Genomic DNA, 25,567 nt, shown 5'->3' with positions numbered 1-25,567 from the left:
CCCCAGCGGGCGCGGGCGGCTCCGGCCTACAGTGTGTCGGTGGAATCCGTGCTGCTCTTCGTCCTCGGCGTCGTCATCATCGCCATCGGTGTCGCCCTCTCGATCGCGCTGCATGAGGTCGGGCATCTCGTGCCCGCGAAGCTGTTCGGCGTCAAGGTCACCCAGTACATGATCGGATTCGGGCCCACGATCTTCTCGCGCCGCCGTGGCGAGACGGAGTACGGCGTGAAAGCGCTTCCGTTGGGGGGCTACATCGCCATGATCGGCATGTACCCGCCGAAGCATGCGGGCGATCCGATCACGGAGTCGCCGGTTGGGCTGTTCCAGGGCGTCGGCTACCAGTCGTCCGAGAAGCGCACCGCAGGCCGTCCGACGCTGATCGACGAAGCCCGCGCCGCGAGCGCGGAGACGATCGGTGAGGGGGAGGAGCACCGCGCCTTCTACCTGCTCCCCGTCTGGAAGCGCGTCATCGTCATGGCGGGGGGTCCCTTCATGAACCTCCTGATCGCGACGGTCCTCTTCACGGTCCTGCTCTGCGGCATCGGAGTTGCGCAGAGCACCAGCACGCTCGCGTCGGTCTCGCAGTGCGTGGTCCCCGAGTCGCAGCGCGCCACCGCGACCTGCACTGCCGACGACCCGCTCGCCCCCGGCGCCGCGGCAGGGCTCCTGCCCGGGGACACGATCACGGCGATCGACGGCACGCCGGTCGGCACCTGGAACGACCTCACCCCGATCATCCAGCGCTCGGCGGGCGTGCCGCTGAGCGTCGCCGTCGAGCGAGACGGTGCGTCGCTGACCCTCTCGATCACCCCGGCCGAGAACGAGGTCGCGGTGACCGACTCCGCCGGAAACCCCGTCACCGACGCTTCCGGAGCCGTCGAGACGCAGACTGTCGGCTTCATCGGGATCTCACCCACCTCGGAGCTCGCCCGGCAGCCCATCACCGCGGTGCCCGGAACGGTGTGGCAGAACATCACCAGCGTCGCCCACGTGATCCTCAACCTTCCGCAGCGCCTGATCGACGTCGCTCAGGCCGCCTTCGGCACGGAGGCGCGCGATGCCAACGGTCCGATCAGCGTCGTCGGAGTCGGCCGGATCGCGGGCGAGATCGCCGCCTCCGACCAGCTGCCGATCGTCTCGAAGGTGCAGACGATGGTCGGTGTCCTCGCCTCGCTCAACGTCGCGCTGCTGGTGTTCAACCTGGTGCCTCTGCTGCCGATGGACGGCGGCCATATCGCCGGCGCCCTCTGGGAGGGGCTCCGCCGTCGCATCGCTAAACTCTTCGGCCGCCGCGACCCCGGGCCTGTCGACATCGCACGCCTGCTCCCGCTGACCTACATCGTCGTGCTCGTGCTCGGCGGCATGAGCGCCCTCCTCATCTACGCCGACATCGTCAAGCCGATCACGCTGTTCTAGTCCGCACGACAATCCCTGCACGACGTCCGGCGGTCGGCATCCGGAGGCGCTGTGTCCTGTCGAGCGGGTCGCGTTCGACTCGGCGGATCGCGAGACGTGATTCGACCGTTCGCCGCGGCCGGGGTGTCCCGGGCTCGTCGGCTGGAGTGAGGCCCACCCGCCCGCTGTGGTGCGGACCGGCTCCCGCCGGGGCCAGGGGTTCCCTCGGCACGGGCCGCGGCTGGGAAGACCCGGCGAGCGGTCGGAGGGTCGCTCCGCGCGCGTACGATGGGGCGCGTGCCAGCAGTGAATCTGGGTCTTCCCAAGGTCCCCATGACCCTCGCCCCCCGCCGCAAGTCCCGCCAGATCAAGGTGGGCAAGGTGCTCGTGGGCGGTGACGCGCAGGTCAGCGTCCAGTCGATGTGCACCACGCCGACGACGAACATCAACGCGACCCTCCAGCAGATCGCCGAGCTGACCGCGTCCGGCTGCGACATCGTCCGCGTGGCGGTGCCGAGCCGCGACGACGCGGAGGCGCTGCCGATCATCGCGAAGAAGAGCCAGATCCCGGTCATCGCCGACATCCACTTCCAGCCGAACTACGTCTACGCCGCGATCGACGCCGGCTGTGCCGCGGTCCGGGTCAATCCCGGCAACATCCGCAAGTTCGACGACCAGGTCGGCAAGATCGCCGCGGCCGCGAAAGCCGCAGGCGTCTCGATCCGCATCGGCGTCAACGCCGGCTCGCTCGAGCCGAGCATCCTGCAGAAGTACGGTAAGCCCACCCCCGAGGCCCTCGTCGAGAGCGCCGTGTGGGAGGCGAGCCTGTTCGAGGAGCACGACTTCCACGATTTCAAGATCTCGGTCAAGCACAACGACCCGGTCGTCATGGTGAAGGCCTACCGCCAGCTCGCCGAGCGCGGCGACTGGCCGCTGCACCTCGGCGTCACGGAGGCCGGCCCCGAGTTCCAGGGCACCATCAAGTCGGCCACCGCGTTCGGCATCCTGCTCGGCGAGGGCATCGGCGACACCATCCGCGTGTCCCTCTCGGCCCCGCCTGCCCAGGAGGTGAAGGTCGGCCTGCAGATCCTGCAGTCGCTCAACCTCCGCGAGCGCAAGCTCGAGATCGTCTCGTGCCCGAGCTGCGGCCGCGCGCAGGTCGATGTGTACACGCTCGCCAACGACGTCACCGCCGGCCTCGAGGGCATGAGCGTTCCGCTGCGCGTCGCCGTCATGGGCTGCGTCGTCAACGGCCCGGGCGAGGCCCGCGAGGCCGATCTGGGCGTCGCCTCCGGCAACGGCAAGGGCCAGATCTTCGTCAAGGGAGAGGTCATCAAGACCGTGCCGGAGGCCGAGATCGTGCAGACCCTCATCGAGGAGGCGAACCGTCTCGCGGCCGAGATGCCCGCCGATGACACGTCGACCGGCGCCCCGGTCGTCACCGTCGGCGCCAACTGAGTCGGTGCGGGGCGGATCGGCGTGGTCAGGCCCGCTCTGCTCCTCGCGTTCGGCGTCGTTGCCGTGACGCTGGTCGCCTCCGGAGTCGCGGCGCTGCGCAGCACGCCGGCACCGCTGAGCGACGACTGCGTCGACCTCCGCACCGCTCAGGATCCGTTCGGCTGTGACGGTTGGGTGCTGACCGCCGCCGAGGGCGAGACTCCCTACTCGGCCTGGGTGGAGGATGCCCGGGTGCGGCTGCGATCGGAGCGGGTGGCTGGTGAGCCGACCCTCGTCGTGGGGACCGACTGCCTCGTGCTGAGAGCCTCGTACCGGATCGAAGGGACCGTGCTCGTGCCCTCCGACGAGGTGACCGGCTCGGACACCTGCTCGGACACGCCGAGTCCGGCAGGCATCCGCCTTCGCGCGCTGCTCTCCGCTCCGATCACCCTCGGCGGCACGCCCGACGACGTCGTGCTCGACGGCACGCGTGGCGCGGTCGTCTTCTCGCGCATCCCCGGCTGAGGCGTCCCCGGCCGAGCGGCCTCCCGACTCGCGGGCCGGGGGAGGACTGCGGATAGGATCGTCCCTCGTGGTCACCCGTCTCTCGCATCTGTTCGTCCGAACCCTCCGGGAGGACCCGGCCGACGCCGAGGTCGCGGGCCACCGCCTCCTCGTACGCGCGGGCTACATCAGGCGCCAGGCGCCCGGCGTCTTCGCCTGGCTGCCGCTGGGCCTGCGGGTGAAGCGGCGCATCGAGCGGATCCTCCACGAGGAGATGGAGGCGGCCGGCGCTCAGGAGGTCCACTTCCCCGCACTCCTGCCCCGCGAGCCCTACGAGCTCACGGGACGCTGGACCGAGTACGGCGACGGCGTCTTCCGTCTGAAGGACCGCAAGGACGCCGACTACATGCTGGCGCCGACCCATGAGGAGTTCTTCACGCTACTCGTGAAGGACCTCTACTCCTCGTACAAGGATTTGCCCCTGTCGATCTACCAGATCCAGGACAAGTACCGCGATGAGGCGCGGCCCCGCGCCGGCCTCCTGCGCGGCCGCGAGTTCACGATGAAGGACGCCTACTCCTTCGACTACACCGACGCGGGACTCGACGCGAGCTACCAGCGCCAGCGCGACGCCTACGAGCGGATCTTCGCGCGCCTGGGCCTGGAGTACGTGATCGTGCAGGCCGATGCGGGGGCGATGGGCGGTTCGCGCAGCGAGGAGTTCCTGCACCCCACCCCCGTCGGCGAGGACACCTTCGTGCGGTCGGCCGGCGGCTACGCGGCGAACGTCGAGGCCTATCGCACCCCTGTGCCCGAGGCGAGCCCCGTCGAGGGCCGGCCGGAGGCGCGCGTCTTCGACTCTCCCGACACCCCGACGATCCAGACCCTGGTCGACCTCGCGAACGCGACTCAGCCCCGCACCGATGGCCGTGCCTGGACTGCCGGCGACACGCTCAAGAACGTCGTCCTGGCGCTCACCGCCCTCGACGGCACCCGCGAGCTCGTCATCGTGGGCCTTCCCGGCGACCGCGACGTCGACCTCAAGCGTGCCGAGGTCGCCTTCGCTCCCGCCGAGGTCGAGGCCGCCACGGCCGAGGACTTCGCGAAGCACCCCGGCCTGGTCAAGGGCTACATCGGACCCTGGTCGTCCGAGGGCGCGGTCCTGGGTGAGGAATCGGCCACCGGTGTCCGCTACCTGCTCGACCCGCGTGTGGTCGACGGCACCGCCTGGATCACCGGGGCCAACGTCTCCGGTCAGCACGTCCTCGACCTGCTGGCGGGACGTGACTTCCACGCGGACGGCACCGTCGAGGTCGCGGAGGTGCGCACCGGCGATGAGGCACCCGACGGCTCCGGCCCGATCGAGACCGCCCGCGGCATGGAGATCGGCCACGTCTTCCAGCTCGGCCGCAAGTACGCCGAGGTCCTGGGCCTGAAGGTGCTCGACGAGAACGGCAAGCTCGTCACCGTCACGATGGGCTCCTACGGCATCGGCGTGACGCGCATCCTCGCGATCATCGCCGAGAGCACCCACGACGAGCGCGGACTGCTCTGGCCTGCGAACGTCGCGCCCTTCGACGTGCACGTGATCGCGACCGGCAAGGACGCGGCGGCGCTCGAGCTGGCGGAGTCGGTGGGCGCCTCCCTGGAGGCGGCCGGCCGCGACGTGCTGATCGACGACCGCCCGAAGGTGTCCCCGGGCGTCAAGTTCGGCGACGCCGAGCTGATCGGCGTGCCGGTGATCGTCATCGCCGGGCGCGGTGCCGCCGACGGGATCGTCGAGCTCTGGGACCGCCGCTCCGGCGAGCGCGAGCAGCTCCCGGTCGCCGAGGCGCTGGCCCGCCTGGGCGCGTAACACCCTGCGAGAGCCTTCGCCGCCGCCCTACCGGGCGCGCGGCGGGGGCTCTCCTGCCGTTCCGCTTTCGTCTCCCGAGCCGCTGCCCGCACAGGCGGTCCCTCTTGATCCGCGCCGTGCCGCGGCGCGGCTCGTCGTCGTTCCGGTGTCTCGCGAACGATGGGCGCCACGAAGCCGGGGCCGTCAGGGCTTCTGGATTCTGAACGGCACAGATGACGCTTCCACTCACGTCGGAGGAACTCTTCGCGCCTTTTCGTCACGCCGCTCGAGGCCTGTTCGAGCCAGGTGAGCGGCGGGGCAGCGTTGACCATGCCGCTTCTGCATGTGTAGACCAGACCACGAAGCGACCGTTGCCCACCGCGAACGACCAGGGGCGGGTGAGGGTCATGTCGACCTTTTTCGGAATGCGAGTGGCTGAATGAATGCTTCACACGATCAGGTGAAGAAGACCCTCCAGATCGGCGCGGCGGTGAGCGCAGTGAGCCTCCTCGCCGGCGCCGTCTTCGTACCTCTTCTGATACTCGCGGTCGTAGCGGTGATCGCGAGCGCGATCGTCGCCGCTGCGATCAGCTGTCGCGCCACGCACCGGTGGGCGTGGACCTGGGTGGCCGGTGTCGCGTCAGTGGTGTGGGTGTCCAGCGCGATCTACGCCTTCGATGTCTGAGGGCAGGCATTCGATCTCAGCGACGCCAGCCGCTCCGTGCCCGACTCTCTCAGCATCGCGCTGACTGCGGCCTTCGCTCTCAGCGTCGCCGGTTTCGTCACCGTGGTGGCCAGCGCGGTCGTTTCGCTGCGTCGGGCGCGGCGGCAGGACCCGACCACCCGTGTCCGCTCCACCACTGCTCTCGCTGGAGCGTGACACCAGGGCCTCACGCGCGTCAGCTCTTCTCGGTCACCGATGCGACCGACGTCACGCCTACAGATACAACCTCGATCTGCCTGTCGGCTCGACCTTGCACGCCAATGGCAGCGGCGCAGGCAGCGTGCTCGACGTCGCCGGCCTCTGGAGCGGATGAAGGCCGCTGGGCCCGCGACGCGAACGGAACGAGTATTCCTACCCATTACGACGTCACTGGCACGACACTCACTCAGATCGTCGACCTTTCTCAACCCGATATCGCCTTCCCTGTGGTCGCGGACCCGTGGTTCGGTCGAAACCTCATCGATCACGTCACGTGGGTACCAGGCGACCCGCAATGGGGACCCACCGCGCAGGTGTATCCCACGGACTACGGACGCGACCAGATTGCCGTAGGCCCCGAAGCCAACGAGGCCGCCTGGGGAGAAGCCCTGGAGAAAGGCGATCGGTCTCGACTGGATCACAACAACCTCCACGACCACTTCAGCTGTCACTTCCTCGGCCGTAGCTCCACCGTGGGCAAGGAGAGCTGGAACCTCGACAACAACCGACCCGACGTCGGACTCGCTGCGACGATCGCCGCCTCCTGCAATCCACAAGGTGGAGAAGACTAGCCCTTATAGGGAACGTGGGGGGTCAGGAGCGATTCCTGACCCCCGACGTTTTCTCTGAGGCCACACCAGGCGCATCCTGTCGGATCTTTCATGACGTCGCTTGTCCCTCCTCCCGTTCCGCCGTGCGCATCCGAGACGCGGGTGGACCGTGCGTCCGCGTCGGGTACCCTTGAGGGCTGATCCGGGTGCGAGCACCCCACCGACGCACGACCGCGGTCACCACCGCGGCAGCCAAGTGAATAGAGAGAAAGGCCCGCCCGTGGACATCGACCTGAGCGTTCTGCGACTCATGGAGCGCGAGCGCGAGATCCCCTTCGAGGAACTCGTGCAGATCATCGAGCAGGCGATCCTCACCGCCTACCTCAAGCACATCGGCCAGGCGGACGACGCCGACAAGTCGACAGCCGTCTCCGCACGCGTGCACCTCGACCGCAAGACCGGCCACGTCTCGGTCTTCGTGCCCGAGTACGACGACGAGGGCGCCGTCGTGGGCGAGGCCGAGGACTCGCCGCGCGACTTCGGCCGCATCGCCGCCTTCGCCGCGAAGCAGGTCATCAACCAGCGCCTGCGCGACATTGCCGACGAGCACGTGCTCGGCGAGTTCAAGGGTCGCGAGGGCGACATCGTCGCCGGCGTCATCCAGCAGGGCCCGAACCCGCGGATGATCCACGTCGACCTCGGCTCCATCGAGGCGATCCTCTCGCCCGAAGAACAGGTTCCCGGCGAGGATTACAGCCACGGGCGTCGTATCCGCGTCTACGTGACGAGCGTCGGCCGCGGGGCGAAGGGACCCTCGGTCCAGGTCTCGCGCACCCACCCATCGCTGGTGCGCAAGCTGTTCGCCCTGGAGGTGCCCGAGATCGCTTCCGGCGTGGTCGAGATCGTCTCGCTCGCCCGCGAGGCTGGACACCGCACCAAGATCGCCGTGCGCGCGACCGAGCCCGGCGTCAACGCCAAGGGCGCCTGCATCGGCGAACTCGGCCAGCGCGTGCGCGCGGTGACCGCCGAGCTCAACAACGAGAAGATCGACATCGTCGACTACTCCTCCGACCTGCCGACCTTCGTCGCCAGCGCCCTCTCGCCCGCCAAGGTGACCAGCGCCTTCGTGATCGATCAGGGCCTCAAGGCCGTGCGCGCGCTGGTCCCGGACTACCAGCTCTCGCTCGCCATCGGCAAGGAGGGGCAGAACGCTCGACTCGCCGCGAAGCTCACCGGTGCCAAGATCGACATCCAGCCCGATTCGGTGATGGACGGGGAGTGATCCCCGGCCAACGGCCACGCGGGGAAGCGCTCGTCCGGACGAGGGAGTAGAGTGAGTCCCGTCAGAACGTGCGTCGGCTGCCGTCTGCGCGCCCCCCGGGCCTCTCTTCTGAGGCTCGTCCTCCACTCGAACGTCCTCGCGGTAGACCCGCGTGCCGTTCGTCCTGGTCGGGGAGCGTGGCTCCACGACTCAGCCGACTGCTACGGGCTCGCGGTCAAGCGCCGCGCGTTCGGCAGGGCGTTCCGGACGCGCGAGAGCGTGGACGCGAGCGAGCTGGAGCAGTACGTCATGCGCGTTCGGACCGGCTCGGTTCCTCATCCGGAGGGGCCGGAGCAGCGCACGATCACACCATAGAGAACAGGCAGAACGGCCCGTGAACTGATCATGAGCGAAGACTGATGAGCGGCTCGACATGAGACCCGTCCGTTCGTGACGCCTGCCCCCGTCTTGGGTGCAGGCCCAAGACAGGAGAGAAGTGGCAAAACCACGCGTACACGAGATCGCATCCGAGCTCGGTGTCGATAGCAAGGTCGCACTTGCGAAGTTGAAGGAGCTCGGCGAGTTCGTCAAGGGACCGTCCTCGAGCATCGAACCCCCCGTCGCCCGCAAGCTCCGCGAGGCCCTCCAGGGCCAGGGCGGATCCGGCGCGGGGGCGTCGTCGACCCCGACGACCCCCTCCACCCCCGCCCGCCCGGGGGCTCCGCGCCCTTCGGGCTCGCGTCCCTCCGCGCCGACGCCCGGCCCGGCCAAGCCGCCCGCCCCGGCGCCGGCTCCGCCGATGTCGGTCGCCGAACGTCAGGCTCAGGCTCAGGCCGCTCAGGAGGCCGCGGCCGCCCAGCGCGCCCAGGCCGCCAAGGACGCTCCTGAGGCACCCGCGGCTCCGGCTCCGGCCGAGGCCCCGGCGGCCGAGGCCGCCGCCGACAAAAAGGCAGCGGGCCCGACCCCCGGTGGGCCCAAGCCTGTGACCCCGCGTCCGGCTCCCGCCGCCAACCCCCCGCGCCCCGGTGGCGCGTCCGGAGGCTCCAACCGCCCCGGCGGCACCCCCCGCCCCGGGAACAACCCCTTCGCCAGCAACCAGGGCATGGGTCAGCGTCCGGCCGCCCCGCGCCCCGGCAACAACCCCTTCGCCAGCTCGCAGGGCATGGGATCACGTCCGACCCCGGGCAACATCCCCCGCCCCGCTGCTCCGCGCCCCGGCGCGCCCCGACCCGGCGGGCCCGGCATGGGCCAGCGCCCCGCCGGCTTCGGCCAGCGTCCCGGCGGTCCCGGTGGCGGTGCCGGCCGTCCCGGCGGTGCCGGTCGTCCGGGTGGCGGCGGCTTCCAGCGTCCCGGCGGCGCTCCCGGTGCCGGCGGCGGCTTCGCCCCGCGTCCGGGTGGCGGCGGCGGTCGCGGTCGTGGCCCCGGCGGCGGAACCGCGGGTGCCTTCGGCCGCGGTGGCGGCAAGAGCAAGGCCCGGAAGTCCAAGCGCACGAAGCGTCAGGAGTTCGAGCTCAGGGAGGCTCCGTCGCTCGGCGGCGTCAGCGTTCCCCGCGGTGACGGCAAGACGATCATCCGTCTGCGCCGCGGCGCGTCGATCTCGGACTTCGCCGACAAGATCGAGGCCATGACCGGCGTGCCGGTGCCCCCCGGCAACCTGGTCACCGTCCTCTTCGCCCTCGGCGAGATGGCGACGGCGACCGAGTCGCTCGACGAGGCGACCTTCGAGGTGCTCGGCTCCGAGCTGGGCTTCAAGATCCAGGTCGTCTCGCCCGAGGACGAGGACAAGGAGCTCCTCGAGGGCTTCGGTCTCGACCTCGAGCAGGAGCTCGACGACGAGACGGACGAGGACCTCGAGATCCGTCCCCCCGTCGTCACCGTCATGGGTCACGTCGACCACGGAAAGACACGGCTGCTCGACGCGATCCGCAACGCCAACGTCGTCGCAGGCGAGGCGGGCGGCATCACGCAGCACATCGGTGCGTACCAGGTCGTCGCCGAGCACGAGGGCATCGAGCGCCCCATCACCTTCATCGACACCCCGGGTCACGAGGCGTTCACCGCCATGCGAGCCCGCGGTGCCCAGGTGACGGACATCGCGATCCTCGTGGTCGCGGCGGACGACGGCATCATGCCGCAGACGATCGAGGCGCTGAACCATGCCCAGGCGGCCAACGTCCCGATCGTGGTCGCGGTCAACAAGGTGGACAAGCCCGACGCCAACCCTGCGAAGGTGCGCCAGCAGCTCACCGAGTTCGGTCTGGTCGCCGAGGAGTACGGCGGAGACGTCATGTTCGTCGACGTGTCGGCGCGGGCGAACACCGGCATCCAGGACCTCCTGGACGCCGTGCTGCTCACCGCCGACGCGGGGCTCGACCTGCGCGCCAACCCGAACAAGGAGGCACGCGGGGTCGCGATCGAGGCGAAGCTCGACAAGGGACGCGGTGCGGTCGCGACCGTCCTCATCCAGTCGGGAACGCTGCGCGTCGGCGATGCGATCGTCGCGGGAACGGCCTACGGTCGGGTCCGTGCTATGGCCGACGAGAACGGCAACGCCGTCCTCGAGGCCGTGCCGTCGCGACCGGTGCAGGTGCAGGGACTCTCGTCCGTGCCTCGCGCCGGCGACACCTTCCTCGTCACCGAGGAGGACCGCACGGCACGCCAGATCGCCGAGAAGCGCGAAGCCGCTCAGCGCAACGCCCTGCTGGCCAAGGCCCGCAAGCGCATCTCGCTGGAGGACTTCACCCGCGCCCTCGAGGAAGGCAAGGTCGAGTCGCTCAACCTCATCATCAAGGGCGACGTGTCCGGTGCCGTCGAGGCGCTGGAGGAGTCGCTCGTCAAGATCGAGGTCGACGACTCGGTGCAGCTGCGCATCATCCACCGCGGTGTCGGTGCGATCACGGAGTCGGACGTCAACCTCGCGACGATCGACAACGCGATCATCGTGGGCTTCAACGTCCGCCCCGACCCGAAGGCCCGCGAGCGCGCAGCTCGAGAGGGAGTGGACATCCGCTTCTACTCGGTCATCTACAACGCGATCGAAGAGGTCGAGAACTCGCTCACGGGCATGCTCAAGCCCGAGTTCGAGGAGGTCCAGTCCGGTGTCGCCGAGATCCGCGAGGTGTTCCGCTCCTCGAAGTTCGGCAACATCGCGGGTGTCATCGTCCGCTCCGGCACGATCACCCGCAACTCGAAGGCGCGCGTCATCCGCGATGGCGTCGTCGTCGGCGACAACCTCGCCATCGAGTCGCTGCGTCGCTTCAAGGACGACGTCACGGAGGTCCGCACGGACTACGAGGCCGGTATCGGTCTCGGCAAGTACAACGACATCCAGATCGGCGACGAGATCGAGACGATCGAGATGAAGGAGAAGCCGCGAGGCTGATCCTGCTCCACTGGAAGGCCCGGGTCCGCCCGGGCCTTCCGCCTTTCCCCGGGTTCCCGGCCGGTGCAGGGGAGGGCCGGGAGGGGGCTGCGACGCGGCACCCCTCCCGCCCGCCCCCTCCCGCCATCGCGCCCGGCAGGCCGGGTGGACCACGTGATTAGATGACGAGCCCAACGGTTCGTCGAGAGAGATGTGAGGACCAGCCATGGCAGATCCGGCACGGGCGAGGAAGCTCGCCGAACGTATCCAGGTGATCGTCGCCAAGCGGCTCGAGCGCGGACTCCGCGATCCGCGGCTCGGCTTCGTCACCATCACCGATGTCCAGGTGACCGGTGACCTGCAGCACGCCTCCGTGTTCTACACGGTGTACGGCACCGACGAGGAGCGCGCCGACTCGGCTGCGGCCCTCAAGGCCGCCACCGGCATGCTGCGCACCGAGGTCGGCAAGAACATCACCGCGCGGCTGACACCGTCGCTCGAGTTCATCCTTGATGCGCTCCCCGAGAACGCCCAGCACATCGAGGAGCTCCTCGCCGCCGCACGCAGCCAGGACTCGCAGGTGCAGTCGCTCGCTGCCCAGGCGGACTACGCAGGCGAGGCCGACCCGTACGTGAAGCCGCGCGAGGACGAGGACTAGGCGCTGAGCCCGAACACCGCGGAGCCCGTGGCGACGTCGACCGACTCCAGGACGACGACGACGCGGGCTCCCGGCAGGAGCGGGGCCTGCACGTCGACCGTGATCTCGGGCTCGAGCAGCTGCACGGCCGAGCGGTTCCGGCCCGACGAGACGACGACTCCGGTGAAGGAGGCGCCCTCGCGGCCGCGGAGGATGGCGGCCTCGACGATCGCCGTGGCTGCTCGCGAGGCGGCACCGGCGCGCCGGTCGCTCGCCGCGAGGAGCGGGGGCAGCCCGGGGAGCGCGGCGCGCAGCCCGTCGGGCACCGCGTCTCCGTTGGAGACCGCGAGGCAGACGGCGAGGCCGAAACGGTCGACCAGGCGCCGCAGCGGCGCCGTGACGTGAGCGTAGGGCGCGGCGAGCGCGGACTGCGCGGGGTGTTCGGGAGGTGTCCCGTCGAACGCGGTGTAGCCGGCTCCGCGGAACAGGGTCGCGGCGGCGTGCATCACCGCCAGCTGCGCCGGGTCGCCCGTGTCGAGACGGCGCAGGTAGGCGCCGTAGGGTTCCTCCGTCGGCCAGGGGGTACCGAGGGCGGCGGCCCTGGCGCGGAACGCGGCGACGGTCTCGGGATCCGCGGCGGGCATCGTGCGCAGGATTCCGACTCCCGCGCCGAGCATCATCCTCGCGGCGACCATCCCGGTCAGGAGCGAGACCTGGGCGTTCCAGGCCTCGACCGCCAGCGGCGCTCGGCGCTCCACTCGGTAGCCGCCGCCGACCGCGACGATCTCCTCCTCGGGGAGGGTCAGGCTCGCGCCTCCGCGCTCTGCTTCGCGGGCGAGGCGCTCGCGCCCGAACCAGGCGAGCAAGGCGATCGAGGGATGCGGCTCGCCTGCCTCGACGCTGCGCTGCACTGCTCCGTAGTCGAGGCGTGCGACGCTGCGGACGAGCGAGCGCTCGAGGCGCACGGAACGCGGCTCGGCGCGCTCATCGAGTGTCAGCGTCCAGACCAGGGCACGTCGCCGGACGTCGGGCAGGAGCGAGGCGGTGCCCTCGGAGAGCACGGCGGGATGCAGCGGGATCCGCCCGTCGGGGAGGTAGACGGTCTGACCACGGCGTCGGGCCTCGGCGTCGAGCGCACCGCCCGAGTGGACGACCGCCGGGACGTCGGCGATCGCGTAGCGGAGGACGACGCCGTCCGTGGTGCGCTCGAGATGCAGCGCCTGGTCGAGGTCGAGGGAGCCCGGCGGGTCGATCGTGACGAACGGCAGATCCGTGCGATCGCTGCGGCCGCCGTCCTCCGCGTTCGCGTCGGCGTGCTCCGCCTCGGCCAGCGCCTCGGCCGGGAACGCACCGGGCAGGTCGATCGCGACCCGCACGGCCGCGAGGGCGCGGTCGACGTCGTCGTCGGGGCGGGGGAGGCGGAGGCGGCGACCGGTCACGGCGCCGACCCTACCCGGCGGCTCCGACAGTCGCAGCGCTCAGGCGCCGGGGAGGAGGTATCCGTCGACCGGGTCGCCGGTCGCGAGCCCGTCGGCCAGCAGGCCTGCGAGGGCGCGGCGGCGCTGCTGCGCATCGGGCCAGAGCGACTCCACCTCCGCGGCGGTCACGGGGGCGTGCGCGGCGCGGAGCTCCGCGAGGATGAGGCCGCGCACTTGGCGGTCGGAGCCCTCAAACCGCTTCTGCGGCGCCTTCACCGGACCGGTGTGCTCCGGGTAGCCGTCGGCGCGCCATCGGCAGAGGTGGCGGATCGGGCACTCGTCGCAGCGCGGAGCGCGAGCCGTGCAGACGACCGCGCCGAGCTCCATCATCCCGGCGTTGAATGCCGCCGCCTCGGGTAGAGGCTCGGGAAGGAGTGCGGCCATCGCCGCCAGGTCGGCCTTCGCGCGGGGAGGGCCGGGCTCGGCTGCTCCGTCGACCGCGCGGGCGATCACGCGGCGGACGTTGGTGTCGACGACCGGGTGCCGGCGGCCGTAGGCGAAGACGGCGATAGCGCGAGCCGTGTAGTCGCCGATTCCTGGCAGGGCGAGGAGGGTGTCGACGTCGTCGGGGACCACGTCGCCGTGCTCCTGGGCGATCGCCACGGCACAGGCGTGCAGGCGGAGGGCACGGCGCGGATAGCCGAGCGACTGCCAGGCGCGCACCGCCTCGCCGGGCGGAACCGCGGCCAGGGCGGAGGGCGTCGGCCAGCGCTCCAGCCAGTCGGCGAGGCGCGGGACGACCCGGACGACCGGGGTCTGCTGGAGCATGAACTCGCTGACCAGCGTTCCCCAGGCGGGGAAGCCGTCGCGGCGCCAGGGCAGATCGCGTGCGCTCGTGCGGAACCAGTCGACGATCACGTCGGCGAGGGCGGCGGAGGGCATCAGACCACACTAGGCGCTGGCGCGTATCGTGGGCGGATGACCAGGTGGGCTCCGCAGAAGGCCGATGTGCTCGACGCTCTTGCAGCGGAGGTGCTGCACAACTACGGGCGTGGCCGGGTCGCGGTCGGCGTCGACGGCGATGACCCCGCGGTGAGCGGGGTGTTCGCCCTCGAGCTGGCGGAGGCGTTGCGGCGCGCCGGCCACGACGCGATCGTCGCGCACCTCGCCGACTTCCATCGGCCGCGTCTGGAGCGGGACGATCCGTCGGTGCCCGAGGAGCAGCGCGCCTACAGCGGCCGCTACGACTACGAGCTGCTTCGTCGAGTGCTTCTCGACCCGTTCAGGCTGGGCGGCAGCACCGGCTTCGTGTTGGCGGGCTTCGACTCGGTGCGCGACGAGGCGCGGCAGGCCTGCTGGCGCACGGCCGGCCAGGATGCGGTGCTCCTGGTGGACGGCGAGTTCGCGCTGCGGCCCGAGCTGCGCGGCGCGTGGAGCACGAGCATCCGGCTCGACACGCAAGAGCCGCCGGTCGACGCGGCCTACCGGGCGAGCACGGATCCCCGCCGGCTGGCCACGATCTTGGTCGACATCCGCGACCCCGAGCAGCCGCGCAGGCTCTTCGCCGACTCCTGCTGAGGTCAGGCGTGCGCGACCGAGCGTGATCCGGCCGCGAAGGAGCGCTTCGGTGCGTCTCGACCTCGGCGCGCTCACGGCTCAGACCAGTGCGGCCCGCCGCACGACATCGGCGGGAGGAAGGAAGACGCCCGTGCGCTCGACCTCGTGGACGAGCTCGACCAGCAGCTGATTGACCCGGGCCTCCCGCCCGCCGCGCTCCGCGGTGCGGACGACAGCTCCGGCCAGGTGGTCGATCTCGCTCGGCACACCGCGGCGGATGCTCTGCAGGGTCGATCCCGGATTCGGCACCTCGCCCATGCCTGCGGCCATCCGGCGGGGGAGTAGCTCCACGACGGGGAGCGGCGCGGCGGCCAGCGCGCGGATGGAGCCGTGAGAGAGCCCCTGCAGCGTGCCGAAGCGCACGCCGGCCGCGATCCCGGTGCGCGCCGCCTCCCGCAGTGCCCGGGCGAGGACGCGGCGGAGCCCCGGGTCGGCCACCGTCTCCTGGACCGAGAGCCCGGTGATGGCGGGGAGTGCGTTGACCTCGTTGATCAGGAGCTTGGTCCACTGAGCGCCGACGAAGTCGTCGGTCGTCTCGGTCGGGATCGCCTCGCCCAGCACGACCGCCGCGCGGCGCACGTCGTCGTCGGCCGGCCGACCGGGGACGCCGAGAGTCGTGAGGGCCGCGGCGGTCACGCTGACCCGGCCGGGTTCGAGGTGGCTCGCGGCGAAGAGCGCCAGCGCGCCGACGAGCCGTGCGTCGCGGACCTGCCGTGCCGCGGCCTGGAGGCCGTCGAGGCCGTTCTGCACGACGACCACGAGCGTGCCGTCGACGGTCCGGCGGTTCGCCCGCAGCGCGTCCTCCGCGTCCTGGGCCTTGGTGCAGACGACGGCGAGCTCGGGAGCGAGATCGAGGGTCTCACCGCAGCGCACCCAGGCGGTGTGCTCGCCCCAGGCGCCGTCGAGGCGGAGGCCGGAGCGGCGGATCGCCGCGAGGTGCTCCCCGCGGGCGGTGACCTCGACGTCGTGTCCTGCGCGGTCGAGAAGAGCGGCGACGGTACCGCCGACGGCGCCCGCTCCGAGTACTGCGATCCTCATCCGGACAGCCTAGAGCGGCCCGCGTCCACCCCCTCGGCCGCGCGACGGGACTCCCGATCCGCCGGTGTATCGTCGCACCCGTGCTCGAGACCCCCAGCCCGGCTCCGACGGCCCCGGCCGCCGTTGCAGCGACGGCTCCCGCCGCGTCGTCGGCTCCGAATGGCATCCTCCTCCTGGACAAGCCGGGGGGGATCACCAGTCACGACCTGGTCTCGCGGACGCGTCGCCGAGCCGGCACCCGTAAGGTCGGCCACGCGGGGACGCTCGATCCGATGGCGACCGGCCTGATGATCCTGGGGCTCGGCCCCTCGACCCGGCTGCTCACCTACCTCGTCGGCCTCGACAAGCAGTATGAGGCGACGATCCGCCTCGGCGCCTCCACGACGACCGACGACCGCGAGGGCGAGCTGCTCGGCTCCGCAGAGCCCGCCCTCGTCGCCGCGCTCGCCCCGGAGGCGGTCGTCGACGCGGTCGCCGCCCTCACCGGCGAGATCGCGCAGATCCCCAGCACCGTGAGCGCGATCAAGGTCGACGGACGCCGTGCCTACGCCCGAGTCCGGGACGGCGAGGAGGTCGTGCTCGAGGCACGTCCCGTGACGGTCTCGTCGTTCGATGTGCTGGCGCGGCGCGAGGTCGACGGCTTCCTCGACCTCGACGTGCGCGTCACCTGCTCCTCCGGCACCTACATCCGCGCGCTCGCCCGCGATCTCGGAGCGGCGCTCGGCGTCGGCGGCCACCTGACGGTGCTGCGCCGGACCGCTGTCGGCCCCTTCACCGTCGTTCGGGCGGGTGCGCTCGACGAGCTCGACGTCCCGGCCGCCCTGCTTCCGCCCGCCGCGGCCGCCGGTGAGCTCTTCCCGCTGCTGCGCCTGGAGTCCCGCGAGGCCGTCGACCTCGCCAACGGCAAGCGCATCCCGGCCCCCGAGGAGGTCGCACGGGTGAAGGGCCTGCTGGCCGCCGTCGGGCCGGGGGAGAGGCTGATCGGGCTCGCCGAGCGCCGCGGCACCCAGCTCAAAAGCGTCGTCAACTTCCCAACCGAGGAGCTGCGGACGGCCGCCTCGTGATCGAGTGGTTCACGATCCTCCAGGTCGGGATCGCCGTCGCCGCCGGCCTGCTCTGCCTCGTGCTCGGCCTCGTCGGACGCCGCCCGTCGGACGTGTCGGTCGGTGCGACCGCGATCGTCGAGCTGCTGCTCATCGTGCAGCTCGCAGTGGCGATCGTCTCGCCGCTGGTCGGCAACCGGCCCTCCGGAAGCCTGCCGGAGTACTACGTCTACCTCATCTCTGCGCTCCTGCTCCCGCTGGCCGCGGGCTTCTGGGCGCTGATCGAGCGGAGTCGGTGGAGCACACTGATCCTCGGCGTCGCCTGCCTGTCGATCGCCGTGATGGTCTACCGGATGCATCAGATCTGGTTCGTCCAGAGCGCCTGATCCGCGCCGCCACCGGGCCCTGCCGCTCGACCGCCTACCATGGACCTGCGATGTCGAAACCAGCCAGCGAAGCGTCCGGACGGGCCGCCCACGACCCCCGACTCCCTTCCGCACCCGCGAGTGCCGACCCGAGCCGCTCTGCCCGCTCCCGCGGGATCGGCAGCCTGCTCGTCGTGGTCTACGGGATCCTGGCGCTCGCCGCGACGGGTCGCTCCCTCTTCCAGATCATCGACCGGTTCGACGAGGCGCCCCTCGCCTTCTCGCTCTCGGCTCTCTCGGCGGTCGTCTACATCGTCGCGACGGTCGCGCTCATCGTGCCGGGACGCGCCTGGCAGCGCGTGGCCTGGGTGACGATCACGTTCGAGCTCGTCGGCGTCCTCGTCGTCGGCGCCGTGAGCGTGCTGGAACCGCAGCTGCTCGGCCTGACCAGCGCTGACCCCTTCGGACGGCAGTCGACCGTCTGGGCGGCCTTCGGAGCCGGCTACCTGCTCATCCCGCTGGTTCTGCCGGTGCTGGGCCTGTGGTGGCTCCGTGTGCAGGGGCGACGCGGCCCGCGAGCGGCGTCCTGATGCGCGTCGAGACGCGGCCGGGCGACCTCGCCGGCATCGGTCCCTCGGCCGTGAGCATCGGCAAGTTCGACGGCGTGCACGCGGGACACCGCGCGGTCATCGGCACTCTGCACGACCGGGCGCGTGAGCGCGGTCTCGCGGCCGTGGTGGTCACCTTCGACCGTAACCCGCTCAGCGTGATCGCGCCGGAGAAGTGCCCGCCGGCGCTGGTGGGCAACGAGCAGAAGCTCGAGCTGCTCGCGGGGACCGGGGTCGACGCGACGCTGCTCCTCACGTTCGACGAGGAGTTCCGCGCGCTCTCGCCCGAGGAGTTCGTGCAGCACGTGCTCGTCGACGCGCTCGAGGCGCGGGTGGTGCTCGTCGGCTCCGACTTCCGCTTCGGCGCACGGGGGGCGGGCGACATCGGGATGCTGCGCCGGCTGAGCGAGCAGCACGGCTTCGAGGTGGAGCTGATCGACGACGTCCGGCCGGAGGACGGCCGCCGCGTCTCCTCCACCTGGATCCGCGAGCTGCTCGCCGAGGGTGACGTCGAGCACGCCACGCGCCTGCTCGGGCACGAGCCCGTGGTTCGCGGAGTCGTCGTGCACGGCGCGAAGCGCGGGCGAGAGCTGGGCTTCCCGACCGCCAACCTCTCGCCGCAGTCGCAGGGCCTGATCCCGGCCGACGGCGTGTACGCGGGGAGGCTCACGACGGACGGCGTCACGCATCCGGCCGCGATCTCGGTCGGCAGCAACCCCACCTTCGCCGGAGTACCGCCGAAGCAGGTCGAGGCGTACGTGCTCGATCAGACCCTCGAGACCCTGGACCTCTACGACCGCGTCGTCGAGGTCGCCTTCGTCGGCCGCATTCGGGGACAGGTCGCCTACGAGGGCGTCGAGCCGCTGATCCGCCAGATGAACGACGATGTGCTGCGCGTGCGCGAGGTGCTCGGCATCGCGTGAGCCCGCTCGGTGGCTGGGGCACCTAGCAGGGGCCGGGGGCCCGCACCAGCGGGAGAGGTCGCGGGGCCATCGGCGTAGCGTGGCCGCATGAGCCAATCCCCCTCCGACTCGACGCGCCCCCTCGCGCTCGTCACCGGCGCGACCGGCTACATTGGCGGTCGGCTGACGCCGCGCCTCCTGGAGGCGGGGTTCCGCGTGCGAGTGCTCGTGCGCGATCCGCGCAAGCTCTCCGACGTGCCGTGGGCGGAGGAGGTCGAGGTCGCCCAGGGCGATCTCGGCGATCCGGAGTCGCTCACCGCCGCAGTCGACGGTGTGGACGTCCTCTACTACCTCGTCCACTCGATGGGCTCGGGCAACGACCACGCCCACTTTGAGGAGGTCGAGAGCCGCGCCGCGCAGAACGTCGCCTCGGCGGCGATGGCGGGCGGCGTCGGCCGCATCGTCTACCTCGGTGGCCTGCACCCTGACGGCCAGGAGCTCTCGAAGCACCTCCGCTCGCGCGCGGAGGTGGGCCGGATCCTGATGGAGTCGGGCGTGCCGACGATCGCGCTGCAGGCCGGCGTGATCATCGGCTCCGGATCGACCTCGTTCGAGATGGTCCGCCACCTCACCGACGTGCTGCCCTACATGCCCGCGCCGCAGTGGGTGCGGAACTTCATCCAGCCGATCGCCGTGCGCGACGTGCTGCACTACCTGATCGGCGCCGCCTCCCTCGAGGACCGCCGGCTCAACCGCACCTTCGACATCGGTGGGCCCGATGTGCTGCGCTACGGCCAGATGATGAACGGCTACGCGGTGGAGGCGGGCCTGCGGCAACGACCGATCGCGTCGCTGCCGGTGTTCACCCCGTGGCTGGCCTCGCAGTGGGTCAACCTCGTGACGCCGATCCCGCGCTCGCTCGCGGTGCCGATCATCGCCTCGCTGCAGTACGACTGCGTGGTGCACGAGCAGGACATCCGCTCGCTCATCCCCGACCCGGAGGGCGGACTCACCTCGTACCGCCGGGCGGTCAGGCTCGCGCTGGGCAGGATGCAGGCGGGCGAGATCGAGACGAGCTGGCAGAACGCGGAGGTCGTCGGCGCGCCGAGCGATCCGCTGCCGAGCGACCCGGAGTGGGCCGGCCACACCGTCTACGTCGACCTGAAGGTGCGGCGCACCCAGGCCGACCCGGCCAAGCTCTGGCGGGTGATCGAGGGCATCGGCGGCACGAATGGCTGGTACTCCTTCCCGCTCGCCTGGGTGATTCGCGGCTGGATGGACCGCCTCGTCGGGGGAGTGGGCCTGCAGCGCGGACGCCGCGACTCCGCCCGGCTGCACGCCGGCGACGCGCTCGACTTCTGGCGGGTCGAGGCGATCGAGCGGCCGACCCTCTTGCGTCTGCGCGCCGAGATGAAGGTGCCGGGAGGCGCATGGCTCGAGATGCGCGCCGAACCCTCGGACGGCGGCGGCTCGGTCTACACGCAGCGCGCGGTCTTCTTCCCGCAGGGGCTCGCGGGCCGACTCTACTGGTTCGCGATCCTGCCCTTCCACGGCGTCATCTTCAACGGCATGGCCAACCGCATCACAGCCACCGCGGCCGACCTGCCGGACTCCGGCGACGAGCGCTCCCCTGGCGGGCGCCGGGCGCAGCGGTGACAATGGAGGGGTCCGACGGCGGCGAGACCGCCCGGGACGCCGACGAGAGGAGCACGATGAGCGAACTGTCGAGTACGGACGCGGGGCGCGATCTCGAGCTGGGGAAGGTCCTCTTCATCGGGGACAGCATCATCCAGGCGGGGGCCTGGGGTGAGTGGCTGACGCACTCGACGGTCGTTGACGAGGGAGTCGGAGGGGCGACCACCGCGGATGTCGTCGCGCGTCTCCCCGAGCTCGTCGCGCAGGAGCCGGATACCGTGGTGCTCCTGATCGGCACCAACGACCTGGCGTGGCACCGCACAACGGAGCACATCGTCCGCAACATCGAGACCGTCGTCGCGACGTTCCGCCGCGACCTGCCCGACGTGCGCCTCCTGGTCACGTCGGTCCTGCCCCGCGGACACGAGTTCGCCCCGCAGATCCGCGGTATCAACCGCCACCTCTGGCAGTTCGCGCCCACCGCGCACGCGGGCTACCTCGATCTCTGGCCGGTGCTCGCGGGCGAGGACGGCGGCCTGCTCGAGCAGTACTCGCCGGACGGGCTGCACCTCAACGAGGAGGGCTACCGCGTCTGGCGGGAGGCGCTGGGCCCGGCACTCGAGGCGGTGCTGCGGATGCCTCCGCGGACTCGACCGATCACGCTGCCGTACGACGAGTTCGCGCGGCCGAAGACGGCCTAGACAGGCGTGACGGGGAGTCGGCCGCTGGGTCGTTTCCCTCTCCCGTGATCGGGTGAGGAGGGCACGCGCGTGCGGCCAGAGGTCAGGCGTCCCGTCCGAGAGGCTGCTCGCACGGGGGCGTCGACACGCTTCACGGACATCCGGATCGTCGGCGCGGTGCTGCGCTGTCGTGCTCGCCAGTACTGACGCCCGGACCGAGGTCAGCCCGGTCCCGTGCGCTCGAGCAGGCGGGCGAGTGCGGCGATCGCGGCGGGGCCGACACGGCAGCAGCCTCCGATCACGTCGGCTCCGGCGTCGAGCCAGGACGCGACCAGGGCGGAGTCGAAGGCCGGGTCGCCCGTCCACCGGCGTGTGGGCGCATCCCAGACCTCGCCGCTGTTCGGGTACACGACGACCAGCTTGCCCGTAGCCCGGCGAGCGAGACGGGCCGCTGCCGCGACGTCCGCAGGCGAGCAGCAGTTGACCCCGACGCCGATCACGTCGTCCGAGGCGGCTGCCACGGCGAACGCCTCGGCGAGTCGTTCGCCCGCGGCCGTACTGTTCCCTCGGGCGCTCACGGTGATCCAGGCGGGTATAGGGGAGCCGCGGAGGGCGGCGACGACGGCGTGCACCTCCCGCACGGAGGGCAGCGTCTCGACCGCGATCACGTCGGGGCCCGCGGAGGCGAGCGCCCGCAGGCGGGGGCGGTGCCACCGGGTCAGCTCCTCCACCGTGAGGCCGTCGTCGCCTCGGTACTCGGAGCCGTCGGCGAGTGCCGCGCCGTAGGGGCCGACGGAGGCGGCGACCCAGCCGCTCTGCGCCTCCCTCGCCAGGTATACACTCGCGCGGAGGGCGCGCTCGGCGAGCTCTGCGGGGAGGCCGACGGCTGCGAATCCGCTCGTCGAGACCTGGTAGCTCGCGGTCACGGCTACGCGGGCGCCGGCGTCGGCGAAGACGCGATGCGCGTCGCGCACACGCTGCGGCTCGTCGACGAGGACCCGGGCGCTCCAGAGGGCGGAGTCGACGGCCGCGCCCCGCGCCTCCAACTCGGTGCCGAGCCCGCCGTCGAGCAGCAGCGGGCGCTCACGCGCCGCGGCGACCAGGGCGGCGGCGCTCACGAGCGGTTGTTGGAGAGCTCGAAGATCTTCACGAGCTCGGCGATCGCCGCCTCGCGGGCCTCGCCGCCCTCCTCGAACATCGCGGTGATGTGCGTGCGGAGGTGGTTCTCGACGATCAGCTTGTTCAGCGAGCCGAGCGACTTCTGGATGGCGAGGGACTGCGTGACGATGTCCACGCAGTAGTCCTCGTTCTCGATCATCTTCTCGAGCCCGCGCATCTGGCCGCCCAGGATGCGGGCACGGTGCAGGGAGCGCTTCTTCAGGTCCTCGATCACTCCGCCAGCCTACGCGCCGGAGCAGGTACCCGGGCGGGGTATCCGCCCCCGTACGATCGACGGGTGAGCACCCGCAAGCCGTCCCGCACCGCCGCCGCCCGCTACCCCTCCCGGGACCAGGCGCGGATGGCGCTCGCACCCGGGATCCTCGCCGCGATCGTGCTGCTGGCCGGACTCGCCCTCGTCGGCTCCGACGCGTACGACGTCATCCGGTACCCGGTCGCGATCCTCGCGGCGGTGATCGGCTGGTTCGCGATCCAGGCGCGCTCCCTTCTCTGGCTGATCGGGCTCGTGCCGGTGCTCGTGCTGTGGAACCCGGTGCTGCCGTTCGCGTTCCCGGACGCGGTCTGGTCGTCCCTGAGCCTCGCTGCGGTCGGCGTGTTCGTCGCCGCCGGACTGATCATCCGCGTCCCGACCCCGGAGTGACGACGGGCACGCCCGTTCCTGCGGCGGAGGACCGCCGACAGTGTGCCGATCCTGCGGCGGAGGACCGCCGACGGTGTGCCGAGGAGTAGGCTGACGATGCACCTGCACGCCGGGGATGCTGCGACCGGGTCTCAGACCCGTTGCTCGGAGTTCTTGACGGCTACGGGATGCACCGACGCCCGTCGCCTCCGCGGAGGCGATCCGGCGGATGCAAGGCGACGGCAGAGCGCGGGAACCCCTCCTCCGCCCCCGTCCCACGTCGAGGAGGAGCATGGCTCGCAGCGGCCAGCGTCAGTCCGGTCAGACGCGTCGAGCGTCGAACGCCGCCGGCAGCCGACCCCGACCGCGCTCGCGCGGTGTCGACGACGCCGGGATCATCCCGATCCTCGCGCGCCGTGTGCGCGAGGTGGAGGCCAAGGCCCAGACCGGCAAGGTCGGGCCGACCAACCGGACGAAGTTCCTGGTCATCGCGCTGCTGATGCGCGAGGAGCGCAAACGCGTCAAGGTCGACTCCGCGCTCAGCGAGGCTCAGCGCGCCGAGGAGATGAAGCGCCTCGACGGGATCGCGACGATCCTCGCCAAGACGGCCGCGCGAGACACCAGCCTGATCGCGCTGCTCGAGTCCGAGGCCGGCATCACGCCCGCCGCGCAGAAGCTGCGGCGCGACTGGCTGCTTGAAGCGGGCGCCGAGCTCAGCCCCGACGAGCTGCTGATCGTCACCGAGCCGGAGCCCAAGCCCGAGGTCCCGGAGAACCAGGTCGTGCCGCCCTCGGTGCGCGCCCGTCAGCTGGCCAACCCCTTCCTCCCGCCCGACTTCTCGGTCGCGCAGGCCGCCACTCCGGCTCCGCGCCGCCGCCTGGACGACTGGGAGCTGCTCGGGCCGCTGTTCAAGGCCTTCGAGTACGGCGCCGGCGGACGCGCCGCGAGCATGGAGCTCCCCGAGCCGCCGAAGCTCGACCGCGTCTCACCGCGCGGACGTGAGCTGATGCCGCATCAGGCGCGCTTCATCGAGAGTGCGCGCGAGGGGCACCGCAGCTTCGTGCTCGCCGACGAGCCCGGCCTGGGCAAGACCGCGCAGAGCCTGCTCGCCGCCTCCGTCTCGGGTGCCTACCCGCTGCTCGCGGTGGTTCCGAACGTGGTCAAGATGAACTGGGCACGCGAGGTCGAGCACTGGACCCCGCAGCGGCGCGCCACGGTGATCCACGGTGACGGCGGAACGCTCGACGCCTTCGCCGACGTCGTGATCGTCAACTACGACATCCTGGACCGGCACATCGGCTGGCTGGGGAGCCTCGGATTCCGCGGGATGGTCGTCGACGAGGCGCACTTCATCAAGAACCTCCGCTCGCAGCGCTCGCAGAGCGTGCTCGCGCTCGCGTCGAAGATCCGCGAGACGACTCCCGGCCACGACCCGCTGATGATCGCGCTCACGGGTACTCCGCTGATCAACGACGTCGACGACTTCCGTGCCATCTGGCGTTTCCTCGGCTGGATCGACGAGACCAAGCCCGGGCCGGAGCTGATGGGCAGGCTGGAGGAGACGGGTCTCACTCCCGCCGACACCGGCTTCTACCCGGAGGCGCGCGAGGCCGTCATCGACCTCGGCATCGTCCGCCGCAAGAAGATCGACGTGGCCGCCGATCTGCCCTCGAAGCGGATCGTCGACCTGCCCGTCGAGCTCGACGACGACCTCGGCCGCTCGATCCAGAAGGCCGAGCGCGAGCTCGGAGCCCGGATGCTGCAGCGCTACCGGGCCGTCACCGCGTCGATCACGCACGAGCTCGACGACGACGAGCGCGACCGGTTCATCCGCATCGTCGCCCAGAGCGAGCTCGAGGAGTCGAAGGCGGCGAAGACCGGCGAGAACGTCTTCACGATGGTGCGCCGGATCGGGCAGGCGAAGGCGGCGCTGGCTGCCGACTACGCCTCGCAGCTGGCCCGCTCGGTGGGCAAGGTGGTCTTCTTCGCGAAGCACATCGACGTGATGGATCAGGCCGAGGAGACGTTCGAGAAGCGCGAGCTCGCCTCCGTCTCGATCCGCGGGGATCAGACGGCGACCTTCCGGCAGGCGCAGATCGACGCGTTCAACAGCGATCCGGACGTCTCGGTCGCCGTCTGCTCGCTCACCGCGGCGGGCGTCGGGGTGAATCTGCAGGCGTCGTCGAACGTGGTGCTCGCCGAGCTGTCCTGGACCTCCGCGGAGCAGACTCAGGCGATCGACCGCGTTCACCGCATCGGCCAGGAGGAGCCCGTCACCGCCTGGCGCATCATCGCGGCGCACACGATCGACGCGAAGATCGCCGAGCTCATCGACGCGAAGGCCGGCCTCGCCGCCCGCGCGCTCGACGGAGCGGACGCCGAGACCGCCTCGGCCGACACGGTTCAGCTCGACGCGCTCATGCACGTCCTTCGGGAGGCGATCGGCTGAGCGGCGCCGCTCGACGTCGCCAAAACGCAGCAGCGCGTCGCGCACGGCAGAGCGCTCCGTCGCTCCCGCCCGCGCCGATGGCGTCTCGGCGAGAGCGACGGCCCGTCCGGTC

Annotated in this window: 25 protein-coding genes; 20 read left to right on the top strand and 5 right to left on the bottom strand. The window is 71.3% G+C overall.

The features are described from left to right. Positions 1-39: 39 nt before the first annotated feature. The 11 genes from GSU10_RS09380 (at position 40) to rbfA (ending at position 11,923) form a co-directional block, all read left to right on the top strand. A complete protein-coding gene (locus GSU10_RS09380; protein ID WP_241972875.1) occupies positions 40-1,416 on the top strand; it encodes a M50 family metallopeptidase in 1,377 nt (458 codons plus the stop codon). Between the two features lie 276 nt (positions 1,417-1,692). Continuing rightward, complete coding sequence (gene ispG / locus GSU10_RS09375; protein ID WP_173244694.1) at positions 1,693-2,853, top strand: flavodoxin-dependent (E)-4-hydroxy-3-methylbut-2-enyl-diphosphate synthase; 1,161 nt, start codon at positions 1,693-1,695, stop codon at positions 2,851-2,853. A gap of 21 nt (positions 2,854-2,874) precedes the next feature. Then, entirely contained in the window at positions 2,875-3,357 is a 483-nt protein-coding gene (locus GSU10_RS09370; RefSeq protein ID WP_068208362.1) for a hypothetical protein, read from the top strand. 67 nt (positions 3,358-3,424) lie between these two features. Then, positions 3,425-5,191: a proline--tRNA ligase gene (locus GSU10_RS09365; RefSeq protein WP_132504119.1), complete on the top strand. Its 1,767-nt coding sequence runs from the start codon at positions 3,425-3,427 to the stop codon at positions 5,189-5,191. Between the two features lie 418 nt (positions 5,192-5,609). After that, positions 5,610-5,855 (top strand): hypothetical protein, encoded by a 246-nt coding sequence (locus tag GSU10_RS09360; protein ID WP_132504121.1) that lies wholly within the window; start codon positions 5,610-5,612, stop codon positions 5,853-5,855. A 36-nt stretch (positions 5,856-5,891) separates the two neighbouring features. Then, the gene (locus GSU10_RS09355; RefSeq protein ID WP_158286059.1) at positions 5,892-6,050 is read left to right on the top strand and encodes a hypothetical protein; all 159 of its coding nucleotides are present in this window, start codon (positions 5,892-5,894) and stop codon (positions 6,048-6,050) included. 104 nt (positions 6,051-6,154) lie between these two features. Next, the gene (locus GSU10_RS09350; protein ID WP_082844960.1) at positions 6,155-6,664 is read left to right on the top strand and encodes a DUF2599 domain-containing protein; all 510 of its coding nucleotides are present in this window, start codon (positions 6,155-6,157) and stop codon (positions 6,662-6,664) included. 259 nt (positions 6,665-6,923) lie between these two features. Further along, on the top strand, positions 6,924-7,925 hold the full coding sequence (gene nusA, locus GSU10_RS09345) for a transcription termination factor NusA (RefSeq protein ID WP_068208356.1): 1,002 nt from the start codon (positions 6,924-6,926) through the stop codon (positions 7,923-7,925). A gap of 51 nt (positions 7,926-7,976) precedes the next feature. Further along, positions 7,977-8,279: a YlxR family protein gene (locus GSU10_RS09340; protein WP_082844959.1), complete on the top strand. Its 303-nt coding sequence runs from the start codon at positions 7,977-7,979 to the stop codon at positions 8,277-8,279. A 121-nt stretch (positions 8,280-8,400) separates the two neighbouring features. Further along, a complete protein-coding gene (gene infB / locus GSU10_RS09335) occupies positions 8,401-11,286 on the top strand; it encodes a translation initiation factor IF-2 (RefSeq protein ID WP_132504123.1) in 2,886 nt (961 codons plus the stop codon). A 205-nt stretch (positions 11,287-11,491) separates the two neighbouring features. Further along, positions 11,492-11,923: a 30S ribosome-binding factor RbfA gene (rbfA, locus tag GSU10_RS09330; protein WP_068213513.1), complete on the top strand. Its 432-nt coding sequence runs from the start codon at positions 11,492-11,494 to the stop codon at positions 11,921-11,923. On the opposite strand, the gene GSU10_RS09325 is transcribed toward rbfA, so the two are convergent. Next, positions 11,920-13,341 (bottom strand): ribonuclease catalytic domain-containing protein, encoded by a 1,422-nt coding sequence (locus GSU10_RS09325; protein WP_132504125.1) that lies wholly within the window; start codon positions 13,339-13,341, stop codon positions 11,920-11,922. The two genes, rbfA and GSU10_RS09325, sit on opposite strands and share 4 nt — an antisense overlap. A gap of 39 nt (positions 13,342-13,380) precedes the next feature. After that, positions 13,381-14,262 (bottom strand): HhH-GPD family protein, encoded by an 882-nt coding sequence (locus GSU10_RS09320; RefSeq protein WP_068212040.1) that lies wholly within the window; start codon positions 14,260-14,262, stop codon positions 13,381-13,383. Between the two features lie 36 nt (positions 14,263-14,298). Between GSU10_RS09320 and GSU10_RS09315 the strand changes: the two genes are divergently transcribed. After that, positions 14,299-14,898 (top strand): nucleoside/nucleotide kinase family protein, encoded by a 600-nt coding sequence (locus tag GSU10_RS09315; RefSeq protein ID WP_132504128.1) that lies wholly within the window; start codon positions 14,299-14,301, stop codon positions 14,896-14,898. 78 nt (positions 14,899-14,976) lie between these two features. Here the strand turns inward: GSU10_RS09315 and GSU10_RS09310 are convergent, their stop codons facing one another. Then, a complete protein-coding gene (locus GSU10_RS09310; RefSeq protein ID WP_068212045.1) occupies positions 14,977-15,975 on the bottom strand; it encodes a ketopantoate reductase family protein in 999 nt (332 codons plus the stop codon). Positions 15,976-16,055: 80 nt separating this feature from the next. Here GSU10_RS09310 and truB point away from each other — a divergent pair, with 80 nt between their 5' ends. The 6 genes from truB (at position 16,056) to GSU10_RS09280 (ending at position 21,229) form a co-directional block, all read left to right on the top strand. After that, a complete protein-coding gene (truB, locus tag GSU10_RS09305; protein ID WP_082845206.1) occupies positions 16,056-17,039 on the top strand; it encodes a tRNA pseudouridine(55) synthase TruB in 984 nt (327 codons plus the stop codon). Beyond that, positions 17,036-17,404, top strand: a complete 369-nt coding sequence (locus GSU10_RS09300) for a hypothetical protein (protein WP_068212047.1) — start codon at positions 17,036-17,038, stop codon at positions 17,402-17,404. The genes truB and GSU10_RS09300 overlap by 4 nt, the downstream gene beginning before the upstream one ends. A gap of 50 nt (positions 17,405-17,454) precedes the next feature. Next, on the top strand, positions 17,455-17,973 hold the full coding sequence (locus tag GSU10_RS09295; RefSeq protein WP_068212049.1) for a hypothetical protein: 519 nt from the start codon (positions 17,455-17,457) through the stop codon (positions 17,971-17,973). Next, positions 17,973-18,914 (top strand): bifunctional riboflavin kinase/FAD synthetase, encoded by a 942-nt coding sequence (locus tag GSU10_RS09290; RefSeq protein WP_068212051.1) that lies wholly within the window; start codon positions 17,973-17,975, stop codon positions 18,912-18,914. Before GSU10_RS09295 ends, GSU10_RS09290 begins: the two co-directional genes overlap by 1 nt. An 87-nt stretch (positions 18,915-19,001) precedes the next feature. Continuing rightward, complete coding sequence (locus GSU10_RS09285; protein ID WP_068212053.1) at positions 19,002-20,549, top strand: SDR family oxidoreductase; 1,548 nt, start codon at positions 19,002-19,004, stop codon at positions 20,547-20,549. Between the two features lie 56 nt (positions 20,550-20,605). Next, positions 20,606-21,229, top strand: coding sequence for a GDSL-type esterase/lipase family protein (locus tag GSU10_RS09280; protein ID WP_068212055.1), 624 nt, complete (start codon positions 20,606-20,608; stop codon positions 21,227-21,229). A gap of 200 nt (positions 21,230-21,429) precedes the next feature. Here the strand turns inward: GSU10_RS09280 and mmuM are convergent, their stop codons facing one another. Next, a complete protein-coding gene (gene mmuM / locus GSU10_RS09275) occupies positions 21,430-22,326 on the bottom strand; it encodes a homocysteine S-methyltransferase (protein WP_241972876.1) in 897 nt (298 codons plus the stop codon). Next, entirely contained in the window at positions 22,323-22,601 is a 279-nt protein-coding gene (locus GSU10_RS09270; RefSeq protein ID WP_068212057.1) for a metal-sensitive transcriptional regulator, read from the bottom strand. The genes mmuM and GSU10_RS09270 overlap by 4 nt, the downstream gene beginning before the upstream one ends. Positions 22,602-22,664: 63 nt before the next feature. Here GSU10_RS09270 and GSU10_RS09265 point away from each other — a divergent pair, with 63 nt between their 5' ends. Together GSU10_RS09265 and GSU10_RS09260 are read left to right on the top strand one after the other, a co-directional pair. Then, a complete protein-coding gene (locus GSU10_RS09265; protein ID WP_236713646.1) occupies positions 22,665-23,027 on the top strand; it encodes a DUF6804 family protein in 363 nt (120 codons plus the stop codon). A gap of 271 nt (positions 23,028-23,298) precedes the next feature. Then, positions 23,299-25,455, top strand: coding sequence for a DEAD/DEAH box helicase (locus tag GSU10_RS09260; RefSeq protein WP_068212059.1), 2,157 nt, complete (start codon positions 23,299-23,301; stop codon positions 25,453-25,455). Positions 25,456-25,567 lie beyond the last annotated feature (112 nt).

Source organism: Rathayibacter tanaceti (assembly GCF_009834165.1).
Classification (GTDB): Bacteria; Actinomycetota; Actinomycetes; order Actinomycetales; family Microbacteriaceae; genus Rathayibacter; species Rathayibacter tanaceti.
This window is presented reverse-complemented; position numbering and strand designations above follow the sequence as displayed.

Bases quoted from the DNA above. Each gene is read 5' to 3' on its own strand.
- rbfA (WP_068213513.1), top strand. From the start codon at position 11,492: ATGGCAGATCCGGCACGGGCGAGGAAGCTCGCCGAACGTATCCAGGTG.
- GSU10_RS09320 (WP_068212040.1), bottom strand. From the start codon at position 14,262: ATGCCCTCCGCCGCCCTCGCCGACGTGATCGTCGACTGGTTCCGCACG.
- GSU10_RS09315 (WP_132504128.1), top strand. From the start codon at position 14,299: ATGACCAGGTGGGCTCCGCAGAAGGCCGATGTGCTCGACGCTCTTGCA.
- GSU10_RS09350 (WP_082844960.1), top strand. From the start codon at position 6,155: ATGGCAGCGGCGCAGGCAGCGTGCTCGACGTCGCCGGCCTCTGGAGCG.
- GSU10_RS09290 (WP_068212051.1), top strand. From the start codon at position 17,973: ATGCGCGTCGAGACGCGGCCGGGCGACCTCGCCGGCATCGGTCCCTCG.
- GSU10_RS09310 (WP_068212045.1), bottom strand. From the start codon at position 15,975: ATGAGGATCGCAGTACTCGGAGCGGGCGCCGTCGGCGGTACCGTCGCC.
- GSU10_RS09260 (WP_068212059.1), top strand. From the start codon at position 23,299: ATGGCTCGCAGCGGCCAGCGTCAGTCCGGTCAGACGCGTCGAGCGTCG.
- GSU10_RS09360 (WP_132504121.1), top strand. From the start codon at position 5,610: ATGAATGCTTCACACGATCAGGTGAAGAAGACCCTCCAGATCGGCGCG.
- GSU10_RS09285 (WP_068212053.1), top strand. From the start codon at position 19,002: ATGAGCCAATCCCCCTCCGACTCGACGCGCCCCCTCGCGCTCGTCACC.
- GSU10_RS09295 (WP_068212049.1), top strand. From the start codon at position 17,455: ATGTCGAAACCAGCCAGCGAAGCGTCCGGACGGGCCGCCCACGACCCC.
- GSU10_RS09280 (WP_068212055.1), top strand. From the start codon at position 20,606: ATGAGCGAACTGTCGAGTACGGACGCGGGGCGCGATCTCGAGCTGGGG.